General features: G+C 66.5%; 17 protein-coding genes. 11 read left to right on the top strand and 6 right to left on the bottom strand.

Going from position 1 to position 18,877, the window contains the following annotated elements:
* Positions 1 to 741 (top strand): branched-chain amino acid ABC transporter ATP-binding protein, encoded by a 741-nt coding sequence (locus tag AC27VE_RS20365; RefSeq protein WP_006228030.1) that lies wholly within the window; start codon positions 1 to 3, stop codon positions 739 to 741.
* A gap of 57 nt (positions 742 to 798) precedes the next feature.
* Here the strand turns inward: AC27VE_RS20365 and AC27VE_RS20360 are convergent, their stop codons facing one another.
* The 6 genes from AC27VE_RS20360 to AC27VE_RS20335 form a co-directional block, all read right to left on the bottom strand.
* On the bottom strand, positions 799 to 1,761 hold the full coding sequence (locus tag AC27VE_RS20360) for a Nudix family hydrolase (protein WP_488704818.1): 963 nt from the start codon (positions 1,759 to 1,761) through the stop codon (positions 799 to 801).
* On the bottom strand, positions 1,754 to 2,620 hold the full coding sequence (locus AC27VE_RS20355) for an ATP-binding protein (protein ID WP_488704817.1): 867 nt from the start codon (positions 2,618 to 2,620) through the stop codon (positions 1,754 to 1,756). Before AC27VE_RS20355 ends, AC27VE_RS20360 begins: the two co-directional genes overlap by 8 nt.
* A gap of 6 nt (positions 2,621 to 2,626) precedes the next feature.
* On the bottom strand, positions 2,627 to 3,853 hold the full coding sequence (gene argJ / locus AC27VE_RS20350) for a bifunctional glutamate N-acetyltransferase/amino-acid acetyltransferase ArgJ (RefSeq protein ID WP_088591403.1): 1,227 nt from the start codon (positions 3,851 to 3,853) through the stop codon (positions 2,627 to 2,629).
* A gap of 110 nt (positions 3,854 to 3,963) precedes the next feature.
* Positions 3,964 to 5,004: a hypothetical protein gene (locus AC27VE_RS20345; protein ID WP_488704816.1), complete on the bottom strand. Its 1,041-nt coding sequence runs from the start codon at positions 5,002 to 5,004 to the stop codon at positions 3,964 to 3,966.
* A gap of 54 nt (positions 5,005 to 5,058) precedes the next feature.
* Positions 5,059 to 5,553: a MarR family winged helix-turn-helix transcriptional regulator gene (locus AC27VE_RS20340; protein ID WP_006228035.1), complete on the bottom strand. Its 495-nt coding sequence runs from the start codon at positions 5,551 to 5,553 to the stop codon at positions 5,059 to 5,061.
* Positions 5,546 to 6,466 (bottom strand): alpha/beta hydrolase, encoded by a 921-nt coding sequence (locus AC27VE_RS20335; protein WP_315140624.1) that lies wholly within the window; start codon positions 6,464 to 6,466, stop codon positions 5,546 to 5,548. Before AC27VE_RS20335 ends, AC27VE_RS20340 begins: the two co-directional genes overlap by 8 nt.
* Positions 6,467 to 6,748: 282 nt before the next feature.
* Here AC27VE_RS20335 and AC27VE_RS20330 point away from each other — a divergent pair, with 282 nt between their 5' ends.
* The 10 genes from AC27VE_RS20330 to AC27VE_RS20285 all read left to right on the top strand — a co-directional run bounded on the left by AC27VE_RS20330 (position 6,749) and on the right by AC27VE_RS20285 (position 18,086).
* Positions 6,749 to 7,912: an ABC transporter substrate-binding protein gene (locus tag AC27VE_RS20330; protein WP_006228037.1), complete on the top strand. Its 1,164-nt coding sequence runs from the start codon at positions 6,749 to 6,751 to the stop codon at positions 7,910 to 7,912.
* Positions 7,913 to 8,114: 202 nt separating this feature from the next.
* Positions 8,115 to 9,035, top strand: coding sequence for a branched-chain amino acid ABC transporter permease (locus AC27VE_RS20325; protein ID WP_006228038.1), 921 nt, complete (start codon positions 8,115 to 8,117; stop codon positions 9,033 to 9,035).
* A gap of 2 nt (positions 9,036 to 9,037) precedes the next feature.
* Positions 9,038 to 10,000, top strand: coding sequence for a branched-chain amino acid ABC transporter permease (locus AC27VE_RS20320; RefSeq protein ID WP_006228039.1), 963 nt, complete (start codon positions 9,038 to 9,040; stop codon positions 9,998 to 10,000).
* Entirely contained in the window at positions 9,997 to 10,773 is a 777-nt protein-coding gene (locus AC27VE_RS20315) for an ABC transporter ATP-binding protein (protein WP_006228040.1), read from the top strand. The genes AC27VE_RS20320 and AC27VE_RS20315 overlap by 4 nt, the downstream gene beginning before the upstream one ends.
* Positions 10,773 to 11,477 (top strand): ABC transporter ATP-binding protein, encoded by a 705-nt coding sequence (locus AC27VE_RS20310; protein ID WP_006228042.1) that lies wholly within the window; start codon positions 10,773 to 10,775, stop codon positions 11,475 to 11,477. The genes AC27VE_RS20315 and AC27VE_RS20310 overlap by 1 nt, the downstream gene beginning before the upstream one ends.
* Before the next feature lie 230 nt (positions 11,478 to 11,707).
* Positions 11,708 to 13,696 (top strand): biofilm regulation protein phosphatase SiaA, encoded by a 1,989-nt coding sequence (gene siaA / locus AC27VE_RS20305; protein WP_427960211.1) that lies wholly within the window; start codon positions 11,708 to 11,710, stop codon positions 13,694 to 13,696.
* A gap of 22 nt (positions 13,697 to 13,718) precedes the next feature.
* Positions 13,719 to 14,258 carry a biofilm regulation protein kinase SiaB gene (gene siaB, locus AC27VE_RS20300; RefSeq protein WP_006228044.1) on the top strand — a complete coding sequence of 180 codons (540 nt, stop codon included), beginning with the start codon at positions 13,719 to 13,721 and terminating at the stop codon, positions 14,256 to 14,258.
* Positions 14,259 to 14,298: 40 nt separating this feature from the next.
* The gene (siaC, locus tag AC27VE_RS20295) at positions 14,299 to 14,676 is read left to right on the top strand and encodes a biofilm regulation phosphoprotein SiaC (RefSeq protein ID WP_006228045.1); all 378 of its coding nucleotides are present in this window, start codon (positions 14,299 to 14,301) and stop codon (positions 14,674 to 14,676) included.
* Positions 14,673 to 15,470 (top strand): biofilm regulation diguanylate cyclase SiaD, encoded by a 798-nt coding sequence (gene siaD, locus AC27VE_RS20290; RefSeq protein ID WP_488704815.1) that lies wholly within the window; start codon positions 14,673 to 14,675, stop codon positions 15,468 to 15,470. The genes siaC and siaD overlap by 4 nt, the downstream gene beginning before the upstream one ends.
* 39 nt (positions 15,471 to 15,509) lie before the next feature.
* Positions 15,510 to 18,086 carry a sensor domain-containing protein gene (locus AC27VE_RS20285; protein ID WP_488704814.1) on the top strand — a complete coding sequence of 859 codons (2,577 nt, stop codon included), beginning with the start codon at positions 15,510 to 15,512 and terminating at the stop codon, positions 18,084 to 18,086.
* The last annotated feature ends 791 nt before the right edge of the window (positions 18,087 to 18,877 follow it).

Raw genomic sequence — 18,877 nt, 5'->3', positions numbered from 1 at the left:
ATGAGCACCGCCATCCTTGCGCTGGAAGACGTGACCGTGGCCTATCACGGCGACATCACGATCCTGAACCGCATCAACGTCCAGGCGCGCGCAGGCAAGGTCACCGGTGTGATCGGCCCCAACGGCGCCGGCAAGTCCACGGTGCTCAAGACCCTGTTCGGCTTTCTGCCGCCGCGCACCGGGCGCATCACGCTGCGGGGCAAGGACATCAGCGCGCAGCCCTCGCATGAGCGCGCCAGCCACGGCGTGGCGTTCGTGCCGCAGCACCGCAGCCTGTTCGGCGACCTGTCCGTGCACGACAACCTGCTGCTGGGCTGCTGGCCGTTCCGCGGCGACAAGGCACGGGTGCGCCAGCGGATCGACTCGGTCTATGACCGTTTCCCCATCCTGGCGCAAAAGCGCAACGACCCCGTCTCCAGCATGAGCGGCGGACAGCAGCGGTTCGTGGAATTCGGACGCGCCCTGCTGATCGAGCCGTCGGTGATCCTGCTGGACGAGCCCACGGCGATGCTGGCGCCCAAGATCTCCAAGGAAATCTACGCGCTGATCCGGGGCTTCGCGGACGAGGGCATGACGGTGGTGCTGGTGGACCAGAACGTGCGGCGCTGCGCCGAGGTGTCCGACTACATGTACATCCTGGAACTGGGACGCAACAAGGCGGAAGGCTCGCGCGAGGCGTTCGAGGAAGAGGGCGGCCTGCGCGAGATGGTCGCCTCGTGGATGGACTACAAGATCGATTGAGGCGTCGACTGACGCGTCGACAGGAGCCCGCCGGGGCGCACCCCGGCGGGGCCGGCGTCAGAGGACGCCGCGTATCCCGGCAATGCCGTGCGCGCCATGGCGCAGCGCCTGCGATACGGTCTGGGTGGATTGCCCGCCCAGCGCGAAGACCGGGATGCCGGCATCGCGATTGCCTTGCACGAAGCCTTCCCAGCCCAGCGTCGGCGCGCCGGGATGGCTGGGCGTGTCAAGTACGGGACCCAGCACCGCGAAGTCAGCGCCAAGGTCGCGGGCATGGACGACCTGGGCATTGTCGTGCGCCGACACGCCGACCAGCGCGTTCTTGGGCAATTCGGGGCGGGCGGTCAGGCGCGCCGCGTCCGCCGTGCGCAGATGTACGCCGTCAGCTTCCTTCCACCAGGCGGCAGGGTGCGCGCTGTTGACCAGCACGCGGGCGCCGGCCGCGCGGCAGCGCTTGACCACCTGTTGCAGCACCTCATGCAGCGAGCTTGCGCCCGCGCCATCCGGCCACTGCGGTTCCCGAAACTGCACGAGCTTCACGCCGCGCGCCAGCGCGGCTTCCAGGCGGCCCAGGAAGGCGGCCACGCCTGCGCGCGAACCGATCGAACTGATGCCATAGGTGGTGGGCAGCTGCAGCCAGCGCAGCGGGGGCAGGGTGGCGGGCAGCAGATCGCCCACCGAAGCCGCGTTGGCCGGATCCACCCATTCCAGGCGCTGGTTCTCCAGGCTTTGCGGTTCGCCTTCCCAGCCGGTGACATGGCAGAAGGCCAGGCGGACCGTCGTGTGCGGGTAGACGTGCACGTAGGTGACCCACTGGCGCGACTGCGTGACGCGGATGCCGATTTCTTCCTGCAATTCACGGGCCAGCGCTTGCAGCACGGTTTCACCCGGCTCGAGCTTGCCGCCCGGCAGTTCCCACCAGCCCGACCATGGCTTGCCTTCGGGCCGCTGGCCCAGCAGCAGCATGCCGTCGGCGCGCAGGATCAGGCCGGCGGCGACGTCGACGATCTTCTCAGACATGGCGGGCCGCCCAATCGCGCGCAAACTGGTAGGCCACGCGGCCCGAACGCGAACCGCGTTCGATCGTCCATTGCAGCGCTTCGGTGCGCGAAGGCTCGATGTGCGCCTCCGGGCAGCCCAGCTCGCGCAGCCAGTGGTAGACGATGTCCAGATAGTCGTCCTGCTTGAAGGGGTAGAACGACAGCCACAGGCCGAAGCGCTCGGACAGCGAGATCTTTTCTTCGACCGTTTCGCCCGGATGGATTTCGCCATCGGGCTGGTGCTTGGCCTGCAGGTTCTCGCTCATGTATTCCGGCATCAGGTGGCGCCGGTTGGACGTGGCGTAGATCAGCACGTTGTCGCCCGAGGCAGACACCGAGCCGTCCAGCACGGACTTCAGCGCCTTGTAGCCGGGTTCGCCTTCCTCGAACGACAGGTCGTCGCAGAACACGATGAAGCGTTCGGGGCGCGAGGCGACGAGTTCGACGATGTCGGCCAGGTCGCCCAGGTCGGACTTGTCCACTTCGATCAGGCGCAGCCCGCGGTCGCCGTAGGCGGCCAGCATGGCTTTGACCAGCGAGCTCTTGCCGGTGCCGCGGGCGCCGGTCATCAGCACGTTGTTGGCCGGCTTGTGCGCGAGGAACTGGACGGTGTTGCGGTCGATGGTGGCCTTCTGGCGCTCGATGTGCTGAAGGTCCTCCATGTCGATGCGGGCAACGTGGCGTACCGCATCCAGCCAGCCGCGCGAGCCGCGCTTGCGCCAGCGGAAGGCGTGCGCGCTCCAGTCGATTTCCGGCGTGGCCGGAGGCAGGAAGGCTTCAAGCTGCGCCAACACGCGCTCGGCGCGCTGGATGAGGGTGGTGAATTCGCTTGCGCTCATGATGGATCAGGAACGGTAGTCGGCGTTGATGGTCACGTACTCGTGCGAGAAGTCGCAGGTGTAGACCGTGTCGCTGACGTCGCCGCGGCCCAGCGCGATGCGCACCGAGATCTCGGCCTGCTTCATCACGCGCTGGCCGTCGGCTTCCTGGTAGTCCGGGTTGCGGCCGCCGTTCTTGGCCACCAGCACGTCGTCCAGCCACAGGCGGATGTTGGACACGTCCAGGTCGTCGATGCCGGCGTAGCCGATCGCGGCCAGGATGCGACCCAGGTTGGGGTCCGACGCGAAGAAGGCGGTCTTGACCAGCGGCGAATGCGCGACCGCGTAGGCGACCTTCAGCGCTTCCTCGGTGGTGCCGGCCTCTTCGACGCGGATGGTCATGAACTTGGTGGCGCCTTCGGCGTCGCGCACGATCTTCGTAGCCAGCTCCAGCGCGGCGGCGGTCAGGGCCTGGCGCACGGCGGCGTACGCGGCGTCGGACTCGCTATTGACGTTCACGCCCGACTTGCCAGTGGCGGCGATGATGAAGGAATCGTTGGTGGACGTGTCGCCGTCGACCGTGATGCGGTTGAACGAGGCGTCGGCGATTTCCACGGCCAGGCGGCGCAGCAGCGGCTGGGCGATGCCGGCGTCGGTCGCCAGGAAGCTGAGCATCGTGGCCATGTTGGGGCGGATCATGCCCGCGCCCTTGCTGATGCCGGTGAAGGTCACGGTCTTGCCGTCGATCTGCACCTTGGCCGACGAGATCTTCGGCAGCGTGTCGGTCGTCATGATGCCGTGGGCGGCGCTGGACCAGTGGTCGGCCGCCAGGTCGGCGATGGCGCCCGGCAGGCCGGCGACCAGGCGGTCCAGCGGCAGCGGCTCGAGGATGACGCCGGTGGAGAACGGCAGGATCTCGGTGGCCGGCACGCCCAGCAGCTTGCCCAGCGCGGCGCAGGTGTCGTTGGCTTTCTTCAGGCCTTCTTCGCCGGTGCCGGCGTTGGCGTTGCCGGTGTTGATGACCAGTGCGCTGATCGGGCCGCCGGCGGCCAGGTGGGCCTGGCAGACCTGCACGGGCGCGGCGCAGAAGCGGTTGCGCGTGAACACGCCTGCCACGCTCGTGCCTTCAGCCAGGCGGAAGACGGTCAGGTCGCGCCGGTTGGCTTTGCGGATGCCGGCCTCGGTGACGCCGATTTCAATGCCGGCAACAGGAAAAATTTCGGACTCGGAGGGGATCTGCAAATTAACGGCCATGACTTCGTCTCTTGAATGGGCAGGACGGAATCGCCGCCAGGCAAGGCGGCGCGCGGGGGAAAGTTTCGTATTATCCCACCGGTTTGCGGCAGGGGTTTGTCAGGCGCCGGTCAGGGGGCCATCCGCATGGCGGCCACGTCCAGCACCCCGGCGTCGCGGTTGCTGAGCACGCTGCGCACGGTGCCGTCCGGGGCTTGCAGCACTGACTGGCCGGCCGCGACGTCTTCGCCGCCGGTGCGCCGCGCCGAACGGCCGCGCGACGGCGAAAACAGCAGGTCGCCCGGCTGGGCGCCGGGCAGGCGCGGGTTCGCGGCCAGCACGCGGGTGCCGGGCGGGTAGGTCATGGCGCCCAGCACGGTCTCGCGCGCCAGCAGGCCTTCGAAATCCAGGATGCGGCGTTGGCCGTCCAGGTGCATGTCCACCTTCAGCAACGGCATCTGGCGCAGGGTCAGGGCTTCGCTGCCTTCGGTGCGCAGCAGCCAGCGCGCCGTGGCGCCGGCCGCATCCGGCGCCGTGCCGCGCGCCGCCTCGTCGACCTTCAGCCAGGCCCCCGGGGGCACGGGCTGCTGGTCCAGCGTGTTGCCGATGGCAAGGTGGCAACTGGCGAATCGGGGCTGGCCGCCCTGCATCACGAATTCGATCCGGTGGCCGTGCGCGCACAGCCAGCCTTCCTGCGCCTGGTCGCGGGCAATCTCTGCCGACAGGGTCTCGGGCTGCTTGGGCGTGGCGGGGTAGCGGAACAGTTGGGTGGCGGCGACGCCCAGGATGGGGGCGGGCTGGGTCTGGGGAAACACGGCGCGGTCGAACGAGGCCAGTTCGCCCGGCCGGGTCAGGCTGAGCACGGTGCCTGCCGGCATGTCCACGCCGGCCAGGCGGGCGGCGTGGGCCAGCGTCGTCTTGCGGCCGGCGTCTGCCTGGGCGTCGCGCTGGGCGGCGAACCACAGGCTGAACTGCTGATAGGGGAAGATGGCACCGATCAGCGCCAGGAAGGCCATCAGCGCGGTGCCGGTGCGCCGGTGCTCGCCCAGCCAGAGCCGGGCGTTGCGCGTGGTGGCCAGGACGGCCAGCCAGGTCAGCAACGTGGCGAGGCAGGCCAGCGAGGCCGCCATCAGCACATAGAAATTACCGCCAGGAAGAGAAACCGGAATCATGGCGGCAATTATGCGCCAAACCGGGCGCGGATTTCAGCGCCCTCGGCGCAGCGTCTAGCTCTTGGCGGATTCGGAACGGGTGGCCACCACCTGCAGCTTGAGCTCGCCCAGGGCCTGGAACAGCGCGTTGCGGGTGGATTCGGGCAGGTCGCCGAACATGGACTTGACCCAGGACTCGTGGGCGCGCGCCATGCGGGCGAACGTCTTCTTGCCCTGCGGCGTCAGTTTGATCAGCGAACTGCGGCGGTCGGATTCCACCTTGGTGCGCACGACCAGTCCTTCCTTTTCCAACTGGTCGGTGATGCCGGTGATATTGCCGTTGGTGACCATCATGTGGCGCGACAGGTCACCCATCTTCATGCCCTTGGGGGCGCGCTGCAATTGCGCCATCAGGTCGAAGCGGGGCAGCGTCGTGTCGAAGTCGTTGCGCAGGCGGCTGCGGATCTCGCCTTCGATGAGATTGGCGCAGGTCAGCATACGCAGCCACAGGCGCAACGCGTGGTGGTCGTCGGGCGCGGCGCGGGATTCCAGGTCGGGAGCGTCAGTCATGGCTAGGGAGGATACCGGGAATGCGTGAGGAAGCGGGCGCCAGACCCATCTGCTCGAAGATGGCGCGGGTCAGCGGGCTGGAGGGATCGTTGAGCGTCAGCACGATGTCGTAATGGTTGGTGCCGGGCATCGGCACGTAGTGCCCGGGAAAGCCGCGTTCCTGCCAGGCGGCCAGATAGTCGTCGCTTTGGCGCTTGAACTCGTCGGTTTCGGATTCGCCGTAGCTGACCACCAGCGGGCAGCCGGTGGGCGGCAGATGCAGGGCGGGGCTGTTGCGGATGGCGTCGGCCTCGCTCATGTGCATCCATTCGTTGACGTGGGTGTGCACCAGCGGACGCAGGTCGAACAGGCCGGACAGAGGCGCCGCCCCGCGGATCACGTCGTGGGGCACCTCATAGCTGGCATGCCAGCCGCCGGCCAGCAGCGCGCCCACCAGATGCCCGCCCGCGGAACTGCCGCAGACGTGGATGCGCCGGGGGTCGCCGCCGTAGTCGGCGATGTGGCGGTGGATCCACGCCAGCGCGCGCCGGTTCTGGTCGACGATGCGGTCCAGCGTCACGGCAGGCGCCAGCGAATAGTTCACCGACACGACCACCGCGCCGGCTTGCGTGAAGGCCGGCGCCATGCCGCTGGATTCGTTCTTGGACAAGAGGCGCCAGTAGCCGCCGTGGATGAAGACGAATACCGGCGCGCCCGCGCCGTTGGAGGCCTGCGGCGCCGGACGGAAGATGTCCAGCACTTCGTCGGCGTGGTCGCCGAACGGCACGTCCAGGCTGCATGCGAGCGACTCGCGCGCCGTGGCGCTGTCTTCGGCGTATTTCTTGAGTATCGGACCGATGTCGGGTACTGTCGCGCGAGCGTTGTACTGGACGTCCAAGCCTGCGCGGTCATAGTGGCGGTAGAGGGTAACCATGGCGGTAGATTTCAGTGTTATCAGGCCGGGTATTGACAGGCCTAGTAAAAACCCTTTGGTAAAAACCCTAGTCTTGTTTTGGAGAATACTTTAAACCTAAACTATGAACCACGCCAGTTTTCCCTATGCTCTCACAACGGGATCGTGGCGTAGCAAGCAATATCTTTGCAAGCCAGTTTGACGGCGGCGCAATGGCGCCGGCAGGCCAGGCACAGAAGTCATTCGAATCGCACCCTCTATAAGAACACCCTCTGCGCGGGCTCGCGCACGGAGCACACCACCATGCGTTTGATCACTTCCCTTATCGCCGTCGCCGCGCTGGTGCCGGCCGTGGCCATGGCAGACACCGTCAAGGTCGGCATCGCCAACGACATCTCCGGCCCATTCTCGGCGCTGGGCGCCGAAGCCCGCGACGGCTTCAACCTGGCCATCAAGCAACTGGGCAGCAAGCTGGGCGGACAGCCCGCCGAGTTCGTGCAGACCGACATGGGCGGCAACCCCGACCAGGCCCGCCAACTCGTCACCCGCTACATCCAGCGCGACAAGATCGATTTCTTCACCGGCCCCATCGGCTCGAACGTGGCGCTGGCGGTTGGCCCCGCGCTGTTCGCGGCCAAGGTGCCCTACCTGTCGAACAACCCCGGCCCCAGCCAGTTCGCCGGCGCCCAGTGCAACAACTACTGGTTCGGCACGTCCTACCAGAACGACGCCTTCCACGAAGCGGCCGGCAAGGTCGCGGCGGACCGTGGCTTCAAGAAGATGTTCATCATGGCTCCGGACTACCCGGCGGGCAAAGACGCGCTGACCGGCTTCAAGCGCGGCTACAAGACCGCCCCGGGCGACGAGGTCTACACCAAGCTGGGCCAGATCGACTACGCCGCCGAGATCGCGCAGATTCGCGCCGCCAAGCCGGACGCCGTCTATATCTTCCTGCCGGGCGGCATGGGCATCAACTTCGTCAAGCAGTTCGTGTCGGCCGGCCTGTCGCAAAGCGTCAAGCTGATCGGCCCGGGTTTCTCGGCCGACGAAGACGTGATCCAGGCCGTGGGCGACCCCATGCTGGGCATGTACAACACGGCGCAATGGGCGCATGACCTGGACGTGCCGCAGAACAAGATCTTCGTGGACGCCTTCCGCAAGGAATACAACGGCCGCTACCCGTCCGTGTACGCCGCCCAGGCCTATGACGTCATCATGGCCATGGATGCCGCGGTCAAGCAGGCCGGCGGCAAGGCCTCCGACCGCGAGGCCGTCATCCGCGCGCTGGAAAAAGCCGACTACCCGTCGGTGCGCGGCAGCTTCACCTACGGCAAGAACCACTACCCGATCCAGGCCTACTACCTGCGCGTCGTCGACAAGGACGGCAGCGGCCGCATCACCAACAAGCTGGTGGGCAAGGTGTTCGACAAGTACCAGGACGTCTACGTAGGCGACTGCAAGCTGTAAGTAGGGCCCACCCCCGACGCGCTGCGCGCTTCCCCCTCTAGGGGGCGTCGCTGCGGACCGGCGAAGCCGGCTCCGCGCGACCCCGCTCGGGCGGGCACGTTTCGTGGGCTGCGCAGGGTGGGCCGCGTGAGGCATAACCAGGTGGTTTGGTGATTTGGCCGCGAGCGACGCCATCGGCGATTTGCGGCAGGGGGTAGTGTTCATGACGTTTACGCTGATCGTCGAGCAATTGCTGAACGGTCTTCAGTTTGGGTTGATGTTGTTTTTGATCGCGGCCGGGCTGACCCTGGTGTTCGGCATCATGGACATCATGAATCTGGCTCACGGCTCGCTCTACATGGCCGGCGCCTATGTTGCCGCTGAAACCATGCAGCGCACCGGTTCATTCACCGCCGCCGTCCTGGTGGCTGCCGTGGCGACCGGCGTGGTTGGCGTGGCGCTGGAACTGACGCTGATCCGCCGCCTGGCGCTGCGCGATCACCTGGCCCAGGTGCTGGGCACCTACGCCGTCATCCTGATCGCCAATGATCTCGTCAAGATGATCTGGGGCCCGGCGCCCGTCATGCTCAACATGCCGGCCGTGCTGTCCGGCCCGGTGCGCCTGTTGCCGGACCTGCTCTATCCCGCCTACCGCCTGATGATCATCGTGTTCGGCGTGGCCGCCGCCGCGGGCCTGTACTGGTTCGTGACGCGCACCCGTGCGGGCGTGCTGGTGCGGGCCGGCGCCTCCAACCGCCAGATGGCCACGCTGATGGGCGTGCGCGTGCCGCTGCTGTTCCTGGGGGTCTTCGTGCTGGGCGCCATGCTGGCAGCCGTCGCCGGCGCCCTGCTGGGGCCGATCACGTCGGTGCAGGTGGGCATGGGAGAAGAAATCCTGATCCTGGTGCTGGTGTGCATCGTGATCGGCGGGATCGGCTCGATCCGCGGCGCCTTTGTCGGCGCGCTGCTGGTGGGCATGGTGGACACGGCAGGGCGGGCCTTCCTGCCCATGCTGCTGCGCCAGGTCTTTTCTCCGGCCGTGGCCTCCAGCGTCGGTCCGACGTTGGCCGCCATCGCCATTTACGTATTGATGGCGGCTGTGCTGGTGTTCCGGCCCTCCGGCCTGTTTCCGGCGCGGGGTTGACGATGAGAACCACCATCTGGACCGTGGTCCTTCTGGCGGCGCTGGCGGTGTTTCCGCTGGTGGCGCCGGCGCTTGGCCTGGACTTCTACATTTCATTCGTGCGGCGCGTGCTGATCTACGCGCTGGCCGCGACCAGTCTCAACCTGATCCTGGGCTATGGCGGCATGGTGGCGCTGGGGCATGCCGCGTTCTTCGGCGCGGGCGCCTACGCCGTCGGCATCCTGGCGATGTCGGGCATCACGTCGGCGCTGATTGTCTGGCCGGTGGCGATGCTGCTGGCAGGCGTGCTGGCGGCCATCACCGGGGCGATTTCGCTGCGCACCCGCGGCGTGTACTTCATCATGATTACGCTGGCGTTCGCGCAGATGCTGTTCTACATCTTTATCTCGCTGCGCCAATACGGCGGCGAAGACGGGTTGAACCTGCCGGGCTATTCCACGCTGCCGGGCATCGACCTGTCCCATGACGTCAGCTTCTATTACCTGGTGCTGGTGTTGTTCGCGCTGCTCATGTGGGGGTTCAGCCGCGTGGTGTCCTCGCGCTTCGGCACGGCCCTGCAAGGCATCCGCGAGAACGAGTCGCGCATGGAATCCATGGGCTACCCGGTCTACCGCATCAAGCTGGCGGCCTTTACCTTGAGCGGGGCGGCGGCCGGCCTGGCTGGCGCCCTGCTGGCCAACCACAACCTGTTCATCTCGCCCAGCCTGATGCATTGGACGCAGTCGGCCAACTTGCTGATCATGGTGCTGGTGGGTGGCATCGGCCTGCGCTGGGGCGGTGTTGCCGGCGCGGTCGTGATGCTGACGCTGGAAGAAGTGCTGCGCCTGTGGACCGAATACTGGCACCTGCCTCTGGGCGTGCTGCTGCTGTGCGTGGTGTTCGGCGCGCCGCGCGGCCTGGTGGGCCTGTTCGGCCCGTTGTTCGGCGGACGCGCCGCGGCCCAATCCGGCAAGGTGGGATCATGAATCCGTCTATCAACGCCACCGCGCCTGCGTTGCAGGCGACCGGGCTGGTCCGTCGTTTCGGCGCGCTGGTCGCCACCGACAATGTGTCGCTGTCCTTGAATCCGGGCGAGATCCACGCCTTGATCGGCCCCAACGGCGCCGGCAAGTCCACGCTGATCCACCTGCTGTCCGGCACGCTGGCGGCCGATTCCGGCACGCTGACCGTGGGCGGGCGCGACGTCACTGGCATGAATGCGCATCAACGCGTGTCGGCCGGGCTGTCGCGGTCCTACCAGATCACCAATATCTTCAAGCAGTCCAGCGTGCTGGACAACCTGGTGCTGGCGGTGCAGGCGCACGCGGGCAGCAGCTTCCGATTCTGGAAACCGCGCGCGGCCGAATCCGCGCTATATGAACAGGCGCGCGAACTGGCCCGGGAATGCGCCATCGACGCCAGCCTGCTGGACCGCCCGGCGGGCACCTTGCCGCACGGCGAGCAGCGCAAGGTGGAGTTCGCGCTGGCGCTGGCCGCCCGGCCCAGCGTCCTGCTGCTGGACGAGCCCATGGCGGGCATGGGGCCGGACGAAACCGTCCGACTGACCGAATTGATCGAAACCCTGCGGGGCCGGGCCGCCATGCTGCTGGTCGAACACGATATGCAGGCGGTGTTCCGCCTGGCCGACCGCCTGTCGGTGCTGGTGTATGGCCGCGTTATCGCGACCGGCACCCCCGACGAGATCCGCGCCAACCCGGAAGTGCGGCAAGCCTACCTGGGCGACGAGGAGACCGCATGATGCTCACCATCGAATCGGCCCAGAGCGGCTACGGCGCCAGCCAGGTCCTGTTCGGCGTGGACCTGCAGATCGGCGCGGGGCAGGTCGTGACCTTGCTGGGCCGCAACGGCATGGGCAAGACCACGCTGCTGCGCACCCTGTTCGGGCAATTGCCGCTGCGCGGCGGCAAGATCCATTTCGCGGGGCAGGACATCAGCGGCTGGAGCCCGGACCGCATTGCCCGCGTCGGCGTAGCCATCGTCCCCGAAGGGCGGCAGTGCTTTCCCAACCTGACGGTGCGCGAGCACCTGACCGCCTTCGTCGCCGCGCGCAACCCCGATATCGGCGAACCCTGGACGCCCGAACGCGTCTTCGAACTGTTCCCCCGGCTGGCCGAACGTGCCCGCAACATGGGCAACCAGCTCTCGGGGGGCGAACAGCAGATGCTGGCCATCGGCCGGGCGCTGGTGACCAATCCCCGGCTGCTGATCCTGGACGAGGCCACCGAAGGCCTGGCGCCCAAGATCCGCGAAGAGATCTGGAACTGCCTGGCGCGCCTGCGCCAGGCGGGGCAGACCATCCTCGTCATCGACAAATATGTCGAAAGGTTGCTGAGCCTGGCGGACCAGCATGTCATCCTGGAGCGCGGCAAAGTCGTGTGGACGGGTGACTCGCGGGCGCTGGATGCCGACCGCGGCCTATGGGAACGCTATCTGGGCGTGTAGTAATAAAGCTGCATCGCCCGCGGGGTCACTCGTAAAAAATACGATATAAAACGCAATAAACCCGTATTTACATTGCTGAGCTGAAACTTAAGGTGTCTGGAACGCATCCAGACGTTTGCGCCTGTTTCATTTGACCCCGCTGTTCTCTACACTTAGCGCGCCTGACCCCTATCGTGCCTTCAGGGCGGGTACGCACGTCACGTCTTATCAAGCTGTCAGGAAGACTTCGCATGGCGAAATGGGGTTTGCGCAAAAAATCATTGATGGCGCTGCTGTTGGCATGCGTGATCGCCTTGGCGTCCGCCGCCGTGATCGGCTGGCTGGTGCTGGATGGGGTCAGGGACCACTTCGGGCGTGCATTCGCCGACAACTTCACGCAACTGAACCGGCAACGCATCCTGGCGCCGGTGTCGCGCGAGCTGGCCCTGTCGCAACGCCTGGCCGACAGTGAAGTCACCCGCCGTTGGCTGCGCAATGAAAGCGATCCGGCCGCCCGCGAGCTCTTCTTCCGCGAAGCCGACGGCTACCGCCGCGATCTGCTGGGCCGCGCCTACTTCATCGCCAGCGCCGCCAGCGGGCACTACTACTTCAACGACGATCAGCCGCTGTCCGAAGCGCCGCGCTACACGCTCAGCCCCGGCGCGGCGGACGACGGCTGGTTCTACGCCACGCTGAAGTCGCCGGCCAAATACAACATCAACGTCAATCCCGACTTAAAGCTCAAGACCACCAAGGTCTGGATCAACGTGCAGGTGCGCGATGGCGACAAGGTCGTCGGCCTGACCGGCGCCGGCCTGGACGTGGGTGGCTTCCTGCGCGACTTCGTCAACAGCGGCCAGCCCGGCGTCACGCCCATCATCGTGGACGAAGAAGGCGCCATCCAGGCGCACATGGACGCGACCCTCATCGCCTACAACTCGGGCGCGAGCGGCGCGGCCGACGGCCGGGGCAGGGTGTTCAATCTGCTGGACGACGGCCCGGGGCGGGACGAGCTGCGCTCGGCCATGCACGCGGCCCAGGCCGATCCGCAGTCGGTGCAGTCCGCCTGGGTGAAGATGGACGGGACGCGCCAGCTGATGTCCGTGGCCTACATGCCCGAGCTGCACTGGCATGTGCTGACGGTCGTAGACCTTGGGGCGGCCCGCGTGCTGGACACCGGCTGGCTCTGGCCGGCGGCCATCGGCCTGGCGGTGCTGTTTGCCGCCATGCTGCTGTGCTTCGGCTACGCCATCGAACGTTTGATGCTGCGCCCCTTGCGCCGCCTGCAGCAGTCAGCCCGCGCCATCGCGGACGGCAGCTACGACGTGCGCCTGCCCCCGGGCGGCCAAGACGAGATCGGCGACCTGAGCCGCGCCTTCGGCGTCATGGCCGACAAGGTCCGCCAGCACACGGCCGAACTGGAAACGAAGGTGCGCGAACGCACCTCCGAACTGGAAGACGCCAACCGCGCCATGGCCGCCGCGCATAAGAAGATCGGCGACTCCATCGACTACGCCAGCCTGATCCAGCGCGCCATCCTGCCGGACCGCCAACTGACGCAGTCCCTGGGCGCGCACCACTTCGTGCTGTGGAAGCCGCGCGACGTGGTGGGCGGCGACTTCTATGTCTTCCGCTCGGACGGCGTCAATTGCCTCTTGGGCATCATGGACTGCGCGGGCCACGGCGTGCCGGGTGCGCTGATGACCATGCTGGCGCGCGCCGCCATCGACCTGGCGATCACCGAGGTCGGACCCGGCGATCCCGCAGGCGTGTTGACCCGCACCGACGCCGCCATCCGCGCCATGCTTGCGGATGCGCAATTGCCCCGGGCGCTGGCCACCAATACCGATGCAGGCCTGGTATATATTGACCGCCAGACCGGACGGCTGCGGTATGCGGGCGCGAAGATCAGCCTGTACGCCAGCGATGGCGATACCTTGCGCGAGATCCCCGGCGGCCGGCGTGCGCTGGGCGACAAACGCGCCGGGGTCTACGAGAATATCGAGCTGCAGATGGAGCCGGGCTGGACCTATTACCTGGCCACCGACGGCTTCCTGGACCAGGCGGGCGGCGAGCACGGATTCGGGTTCGGCAACACGCGTTTCGCGGATATGCTCAAGAGACACGCGCGGCAGCCGTTAACTGAACAGGCCGCCGCCTTTACGCAAGCGCTGGCCGAATACCAGGGTGGCCGTCCCCAGCGTGACGACATCACCTTGCTGTCTTTCCGTTTCGAATAAACGTTATCAGGGCGGTACCGCTATGAATGCCTCCGATCTCTACGCGCTGGGCGAACGGTTCAATCAGAACCGCACCCTGCTGTGCTTCAACGGGCCGATCTCCCGCAGCCTGATCGAGGAAATCGGCAACGCGCTCAAGAATTACCTGAACGCCGAACATGTGCGCCCGGCCGAAGCAATGGACGTGTTCTCGGTGTACATCGAGATGATCCAGAACATCCGCCAGTACGCTGCCGCCAACGGAGACGCCGAGGCCTCGGCCACCGTCGTGATCGGCCGCCGCGATGAAAGCCGCTACGTGGTGTCGGCGGGCAATCTGGTCAAGTCCGATGACGGCCATGCGCTGGTCGCCCGGATCCAGGAACTGGCCGCGCTGGACAAGGCGGCCCTGAAGGCCGAATACAAGACGCAGCTGCACAAGCCGCGCACCCAAGGCGTGGCCTCGGGCGCGGGTCTGGGGCTGATCGATATCGCCCGGCGCGCCGGCGCCCCGCTGGAGGCCAGCCTGACGCCCGCTGCGCAGGAAGGACAGGCGTTCTTCAGCCTGAGCGTAGTGATCTGAGGGCTCCGCAGGCATTCAAGAATTATTTTCGGAGTATTTGATGAAAGATCTGAACATTCCCGGGACGCAGTCCACGCCCGCCATCACCGCCGATGCCGCCGCCGGCGTGCTGGCGATGCGCGGCGACTCCTATCCCGAGAATTCCTTCGAACTGTTCGGCCCCGTGATCGAGTGGGTCGAGGCGTATCTGCTGGGCACGACCGCCCCGCTGAGCCTGGAACTGGAACTGCTGTATCTGAACACCAGCAGCATCAAGTCCGTCATGGACATCTTCGACGTCCTCGAAGCGGCCCACGGCAAGGGCCGTCAGGTCAGCGTGACCTGGTTCTACGACAAGCGCAATGAGCGCGTCGGTGAACTGGCCGAGGAATTCAAGGAAGACTGCACTTTTCCGTTCTCGGTGGTTGGCCGCGAATGAAACCGGGCGCCGCCGAGCTGGATCGACGCATCAACGAACTGCTGGCGGACCCCGCCTATGAAGGCCATCCGCTGCGCGAAGCGCTCGAGGCGCTGTGGCGGCATACGGCCGAGCAGATGGCGCGTATCGAACGCGTGACCCAGTTGTCGGATGCCTACCAGTCCATGGCGCACGAGCGCGAACTGGGCCTGTGCGACCAGTTCGACCGGCAATTGCGCCGATTGACCCGTATCGCGCGGATTTCCGACCATTACCAGAACATGATGCGCGACCTGAACGCGGCGCTGGAAGAAACCTCCAGCCGCGATCCGCTGACCAGCCTGCTGAACCGTCGCGCCCTGATGGAAATGATCAAGCAGGAAGTCGAGCGCGCCTCGCGCAGCGGCGAAAGCTTTGTCGTCGCCATGCTGGACGTGGACCATTTCAAGGCGGTCAACGACCGCTACGGGCACGAGACGGGCGACCGCGCGCTGGTCGAGTTGGCTGGTGTGATGCGCGAGAGCCTGCGCGAATACGATTTGTGCGGACGTTGGGGCGGCGAGGAATTCCTGGTGCTGCTGCCCCACACGCCGCCCGAAGCCGCCCAGGGCGTCATGGACCGGCTCGTCGGCGCGGTGCGCGGGCTGGCGGTGGCGGCGGGCGACGAGGTATTGCGGTTGACGGTCAGTATCGGCATGGCGCATCACCAGTTGGGAGAGACCTTCTCGGAAACGCTCAGTCGTGCGGACCAGGCGCTGTACCTGGCCAAGCAGGACGGACGAGACCGCGTCGCGCTTGGTTTTCCAAAGCGCTGAATGAAACCGGAACAGCTGTATTCCGGCATGGAGCCCCTTATGCTTGATACTCATGTAGGCGTTTCGAGCGCGGGCCCCCAGGGCGCCGCGTGGCATGCGGGCAATTACCTGACGTCGATGGATCGGGCGCTGCTGCTGTTCGATTTCGATGCGAGCGGCTCGCTGTCGAACGCCAACGCCAATTTCCTGGCTGCCGCGGGGTACACCCTGGAGGAGGCCCTGGCGCTGCGCCACGACATGCTGTGCGACAGCATGGACGAAGGCAAGGGCATCGCCAGCGGAGAACGCATCTGGGCCCGGCTGCTCCAGGGCGACCATTTTTCGGGCACCTGCCGCTACCGCAAGAAGGACGGCGGGTCGTTATGGATCGAGGCCACTTATCTGCCGTTGAAGGACGATGATGGCGAGGTCGTGCGCATTTCGGTCATCTCGCGCAAGTCGATTGCCGATGCCGAGCGCCAGGAAGAGATCCGCCTGCTGCTGCTGGGCATCAACGAAACCGGCAACGCCGTTGCCGTGTCCGGCAGCGATGGCCGCATCGTCTATGTGAATGACGGCTTCCAGCGCATGCTGGGCTTCGGCCGGGGCGATGCCGTGCAACAGGAACTGGGCGAACTGCTGGCCGGCGGCCGGCCCGACGGCGGCACCCGCGAAGAGCTGGACCGCCGCATCGCCTGCCGCGAGGGCTACCACAAGGATGTGCTGGTCTACGACCGCTGCGGCAAGCCGCTATGGGTGTCGGTCATGGCCAACTCGGTCTTCGACGACCGGGGCACGCTCGTCAACATCGTGGACGTGCTGACCGACATCACCCCCACCAAGGTGCATGAAGTGCTGCAGCGCCGCGTGCTGCAGGCAATGGTGAACGAGGCCTCGGTGGTCGAGGTCATGAATATGGTGTGCCGCGAAGTCGAGCGCCTGGCGCCCGAAGTGGCCGCCACCGTGCTGCGCGTGGATGACACCGGCCACCTGCGCCCGCTGGCGGCCCCGAGCATGCCGCCCGCCTATAGCGATGCGCTGGACGGCGTGAAGATCGGCCCGCAATCGGGCGCCTGCGGCACTTCCGCGTTTTTGGGCCGCCCCGTCATCGTGCCCGATATCGCCACCGACCCGCTGTGGGACGACTACCGCCACCTGCCGCTGCCCGACGACATCAAGGCCTGCTGGTCCTCGCCCATCAAATCCAGCGACGGGCGGGTGATCGGCACGTTCGGCTTCTACTTCCGCGAACGCCGCCTGCCCGACGACTTCCACCATCGCCTGGTGGATGTGTGCGTCTACCTGTGCGCGCTGGCGCTGGAACGCGAAGAAGCCCGTGCCCGCATCCGCCAACTGGCGTTCTACGACGAGCTGACGGGCCTGCCGAACCGCAACCTGCTGCTGGCCCAAGCCGAGCAGGCCCTGGCGCGCGCCGAACCCGAACGCAAGCGCGTGGCGGTGCTGTTCCTGGACCTGGACCGCTTCAAGCAGGTCAACGACACCCTGGGTCATCCCATCGGCGACGCCTTGCTGCGCGACGTGGCCCAGCGCTTGCGCCGCCTGGCGCGGGCGACCGACATCGTGGGCAGGCTGTCCGGCGACGAGTTCGTGATGATGATGCCGGACTTCGAGCACGGCCGGCTGACGGCCGCCGCCGAACACATCCTGGTGGCGTTGGCCCAGCCGTTCTCGGTGGGCGGCATCACCCTGAACCCGTCGGTCAGCATCGGCATCAGCGTATTCCCGGAAAACGGCCGCGACATGGATACGTTGCTGCGCCATGCCGACATGGCGATGTACCAGGCCAAGACGGCGGGCCGTAACCGGATCTCTTTCTTCAGCGCGGAAATGAACCGCCAGGCGCAAGAACGCCTGGCGCTGGAAGCCGCGTTGCGCGACGCGCTGGAAGCCAAGGCGCTGCGCCTGCACTACCAGCCGCAGGTCGGCCTGAAGAACGGCAGCCTGTACGGGGTGGAAGCGCTGGCCCGCTGGCGCCACCCGACGCTCGGCGATATTTCGCCGGTGCGTTTCGTGCCGCTGGCCGAAGAGTGCGGGCTGATCGGCGACCTGGGCGACTGGGCGCTGCGCGAGGCGTGCTCGCAGTTGGCGACGTGGCGCAACAACGGATTGAAGGTGCCGTCGGTTTCGGTGAACCTGTCGGCCACGAATTTCCACAACCTGAACCTGCCCAGGATGATTGCAGCCACGCTGGCCGAATTCGGCCTGGCGCCTGCCGACCTGATGCTGGAGATAACCGAAGGCGTGGTCCTGGACGCTACCGCCGGCACGTTGCGGACCATTGCCGAACTGCATCGCCTGGGCGTGCGTTTGTCGATGGACGACTTCGGGACGGGGTATTCCAGCCTGGGGCATTTGCGGCGCCTGATCGTGGACGAATTGAAGCTGGATCGCAGCTTTGTCCAGGGTTTGGAAAGCGATGATGCGGCGCGGGCGTTGACGAGCGCCGTCATTCGGATCGGAGAGAGCTTGAGCCTGCCGGTGGTAGCCGAAGGCGTCGAGAATGAGGAGCAGCGGCGGTTCTTGATCGAGCAGGGGTGTGCGGCGGGACAGGGGTTTCTGTTTTCGCCGCCGTTGCCGGCTAAGGAATTGGAGGAGTGGCTTCGGGGGAGAGCTTGACGGCGTTTTGTGTTGTCGCGGGCGTCGGTTCTTAAGACGCCCGGGGCGTCGGTGGCCTGCGGGGCGCGGGTCAACGATTGCGGTCCGGAGCCTTCGCTCCGGACTTCCCCGTTGTCATCTTCGTTGTTGCCTGCGGCAACTGCCTTCAGATTCCCTCGGGCTTATCGACGCCCCGCGCCCCGCAGGCCACCAACGCCCCGCGCTCTGTCAGTTGAAATTTCGCGTCAGCTGGGGAGGGTGGTTTGCTTAGGGTTCTGTCCACCGGTGTTTGGGTGGTGGAGGATCTTGCGGGGCCCGCTCCCGGCCGGCCGCGCGGGCGGCCTCGGGGAGCTTACGCGTCGTCTTGCGTCGTGAGGATGCGGTTTGGGTTTTGAGGTGCTTGGCCCGTATGTGTCTGTCCGTGCTCCGTAGGATGGGTGGAGTGCGTACCGGTCGGCATAGGCACGCGAACGTATGCCGCACGTAACCCATCATCCATGCATGCCACCCCGATGGGTTACGCGCGACAGGCGTCATCATCCGAATGTCGGATGTGCCGCGCTCCACCCATCCTACGAATGACGAACGCCACCCGTCGCTCCTCCCCACCCGCGCGCAAGCGACCACCACCCCAACGACACCAGACGCGTATGCCGATTGGCGCCGCCCGGGCGGCGGCAATTCGGCGGGCCCTGCAGCACCCGTCAGTAAACAGCGGCGTAACGGCGCCTCGACCCAAGACTTCCGTAGCTCGTCGGCGCTGTCGGCGTGACGGCGCGCAACCTTGATGCGCCCGAGGGAATCCGAAGGGA

Source organism: Achromobacter sp. 18P8.1.1 (assembly GCF_057799415.1).
Note: the sequence above shows the minus strand (reverse complement) of the source record. Positions and strands in the feature narration are given on the sequence as shown.

Coding starts and splice junctions, on each gene's coding strand:
- AC27VE_RS20365 (WP_006228030.1), top strand. CDS start 1: ATGAGCACCGCCATCCTTGCGCTGGAAGACGTGACCGTGGCCTATCAC.
- AC27VE_RS20360 (WP_488704818.1), bottom strand. CDS start 1,761: ATGTCTGAGAAGATCGTCGACGTCGCCGCCGGCCTGATCCTGCGCGCC.
- AC27VE_RS20355 (WP_488704817.1), bottom strand. CDS start 2,620: ATGAGCGCAAGCGAATTCACCACCCTCATCCAGCGCGCCGAGCGCGTG.
- argJ (WP_088591403.1), bottom strand. CDS start 3,853: ATGGCCGTTAATTTGCAGATCCCCTCCGAGTCCGAAATTTTTCCTGTT.
- AC27VE_RS20345 (WP_488704816.1), bottom strand. CDS start 5,004: ATGATTCCGGTTTCTCTTCCTGGCGGTAATTTCTATGTGCTGATGGCG.
- AC27VE_RS20340 (WP_006228035.1), bottom strand. CDS start 5,553: ATGACTGACGCTCCCGACCTGGAATCCCGCGCCGCGCCCGACGACCAC.
- AC27VE_RS20335 (WP_315140624.1), bottom strand. CDS start 6,466: ATGGTTACCCTCTACCGCCACTATGACCGCGCAGGCTTGGACGTCCAG.
- AC27VE_RS20330 (WP_006228037.1), top strand. CDS start 6,749: ATGCGTTTGATCACTTCCCTTATCGCCGTCGCCGCGCTGGTGCCGGCC.
- AC27VE_RS20325 (WP_006228038.1), top strand. CDS start 8,115: ATGACGTTTACGCTGATCGTCGAGCAATTGCTGAACGGTCTTCAGTTT.
- AC27VE_RS20320 (WP_006228039.1), top strand. CDS start 9,038: ATGAGAACCACCATCTGGACCGTGGTCCTTCTGGCGGCGCTGGCGGTG.
- AC27VE_RS20315 (WP_006228040.1), top strand. CDS start 9,997: ATGAATCCGTCTATCAACGCCACCGCGCCTGCGTTGCAGGCGACCGGG.
- AC27VE_RS20310 (WP_006228042.1), top strand. CDS start 10,773: ATGCTCACCATCGAATCGGCCCAGAGCGGCTACGGCGCCAGCCAGGTC.
- siaA (WP_427960211.1), top strand. CDS start 11,708: ATGGCGAAATGGGGTTTGCGCAAAAAATCATTGATGGCGCTGCTGTTG.
- siaB (WP_006228044.1), top strand. CDS start 13,719: ATGAATGCCTCCGATCTCTACGCGCTGGGCGAACGGTTCAATCAGAAC.
- siaC (WP_006228045.1), top strand. CDS start 14,299: ATGAAAGATCTGAACATTCCCGGGACGCAGTCCACGCCCGCCATCACC.
- siaD (WP_488704815.1), top strand. CDS start 14,673: ATGAAACCGGGCGCCGCCGAGCTGGATCGACGCATCAACGAACTGCTG.
- AC27VE_RS20285 (WP_488704814.1), top strand. CDS start 15,510: ATGCTTGATACTCATGTAGGCGTTTCGAGCGCGGGCCCCCAGGGCGCC.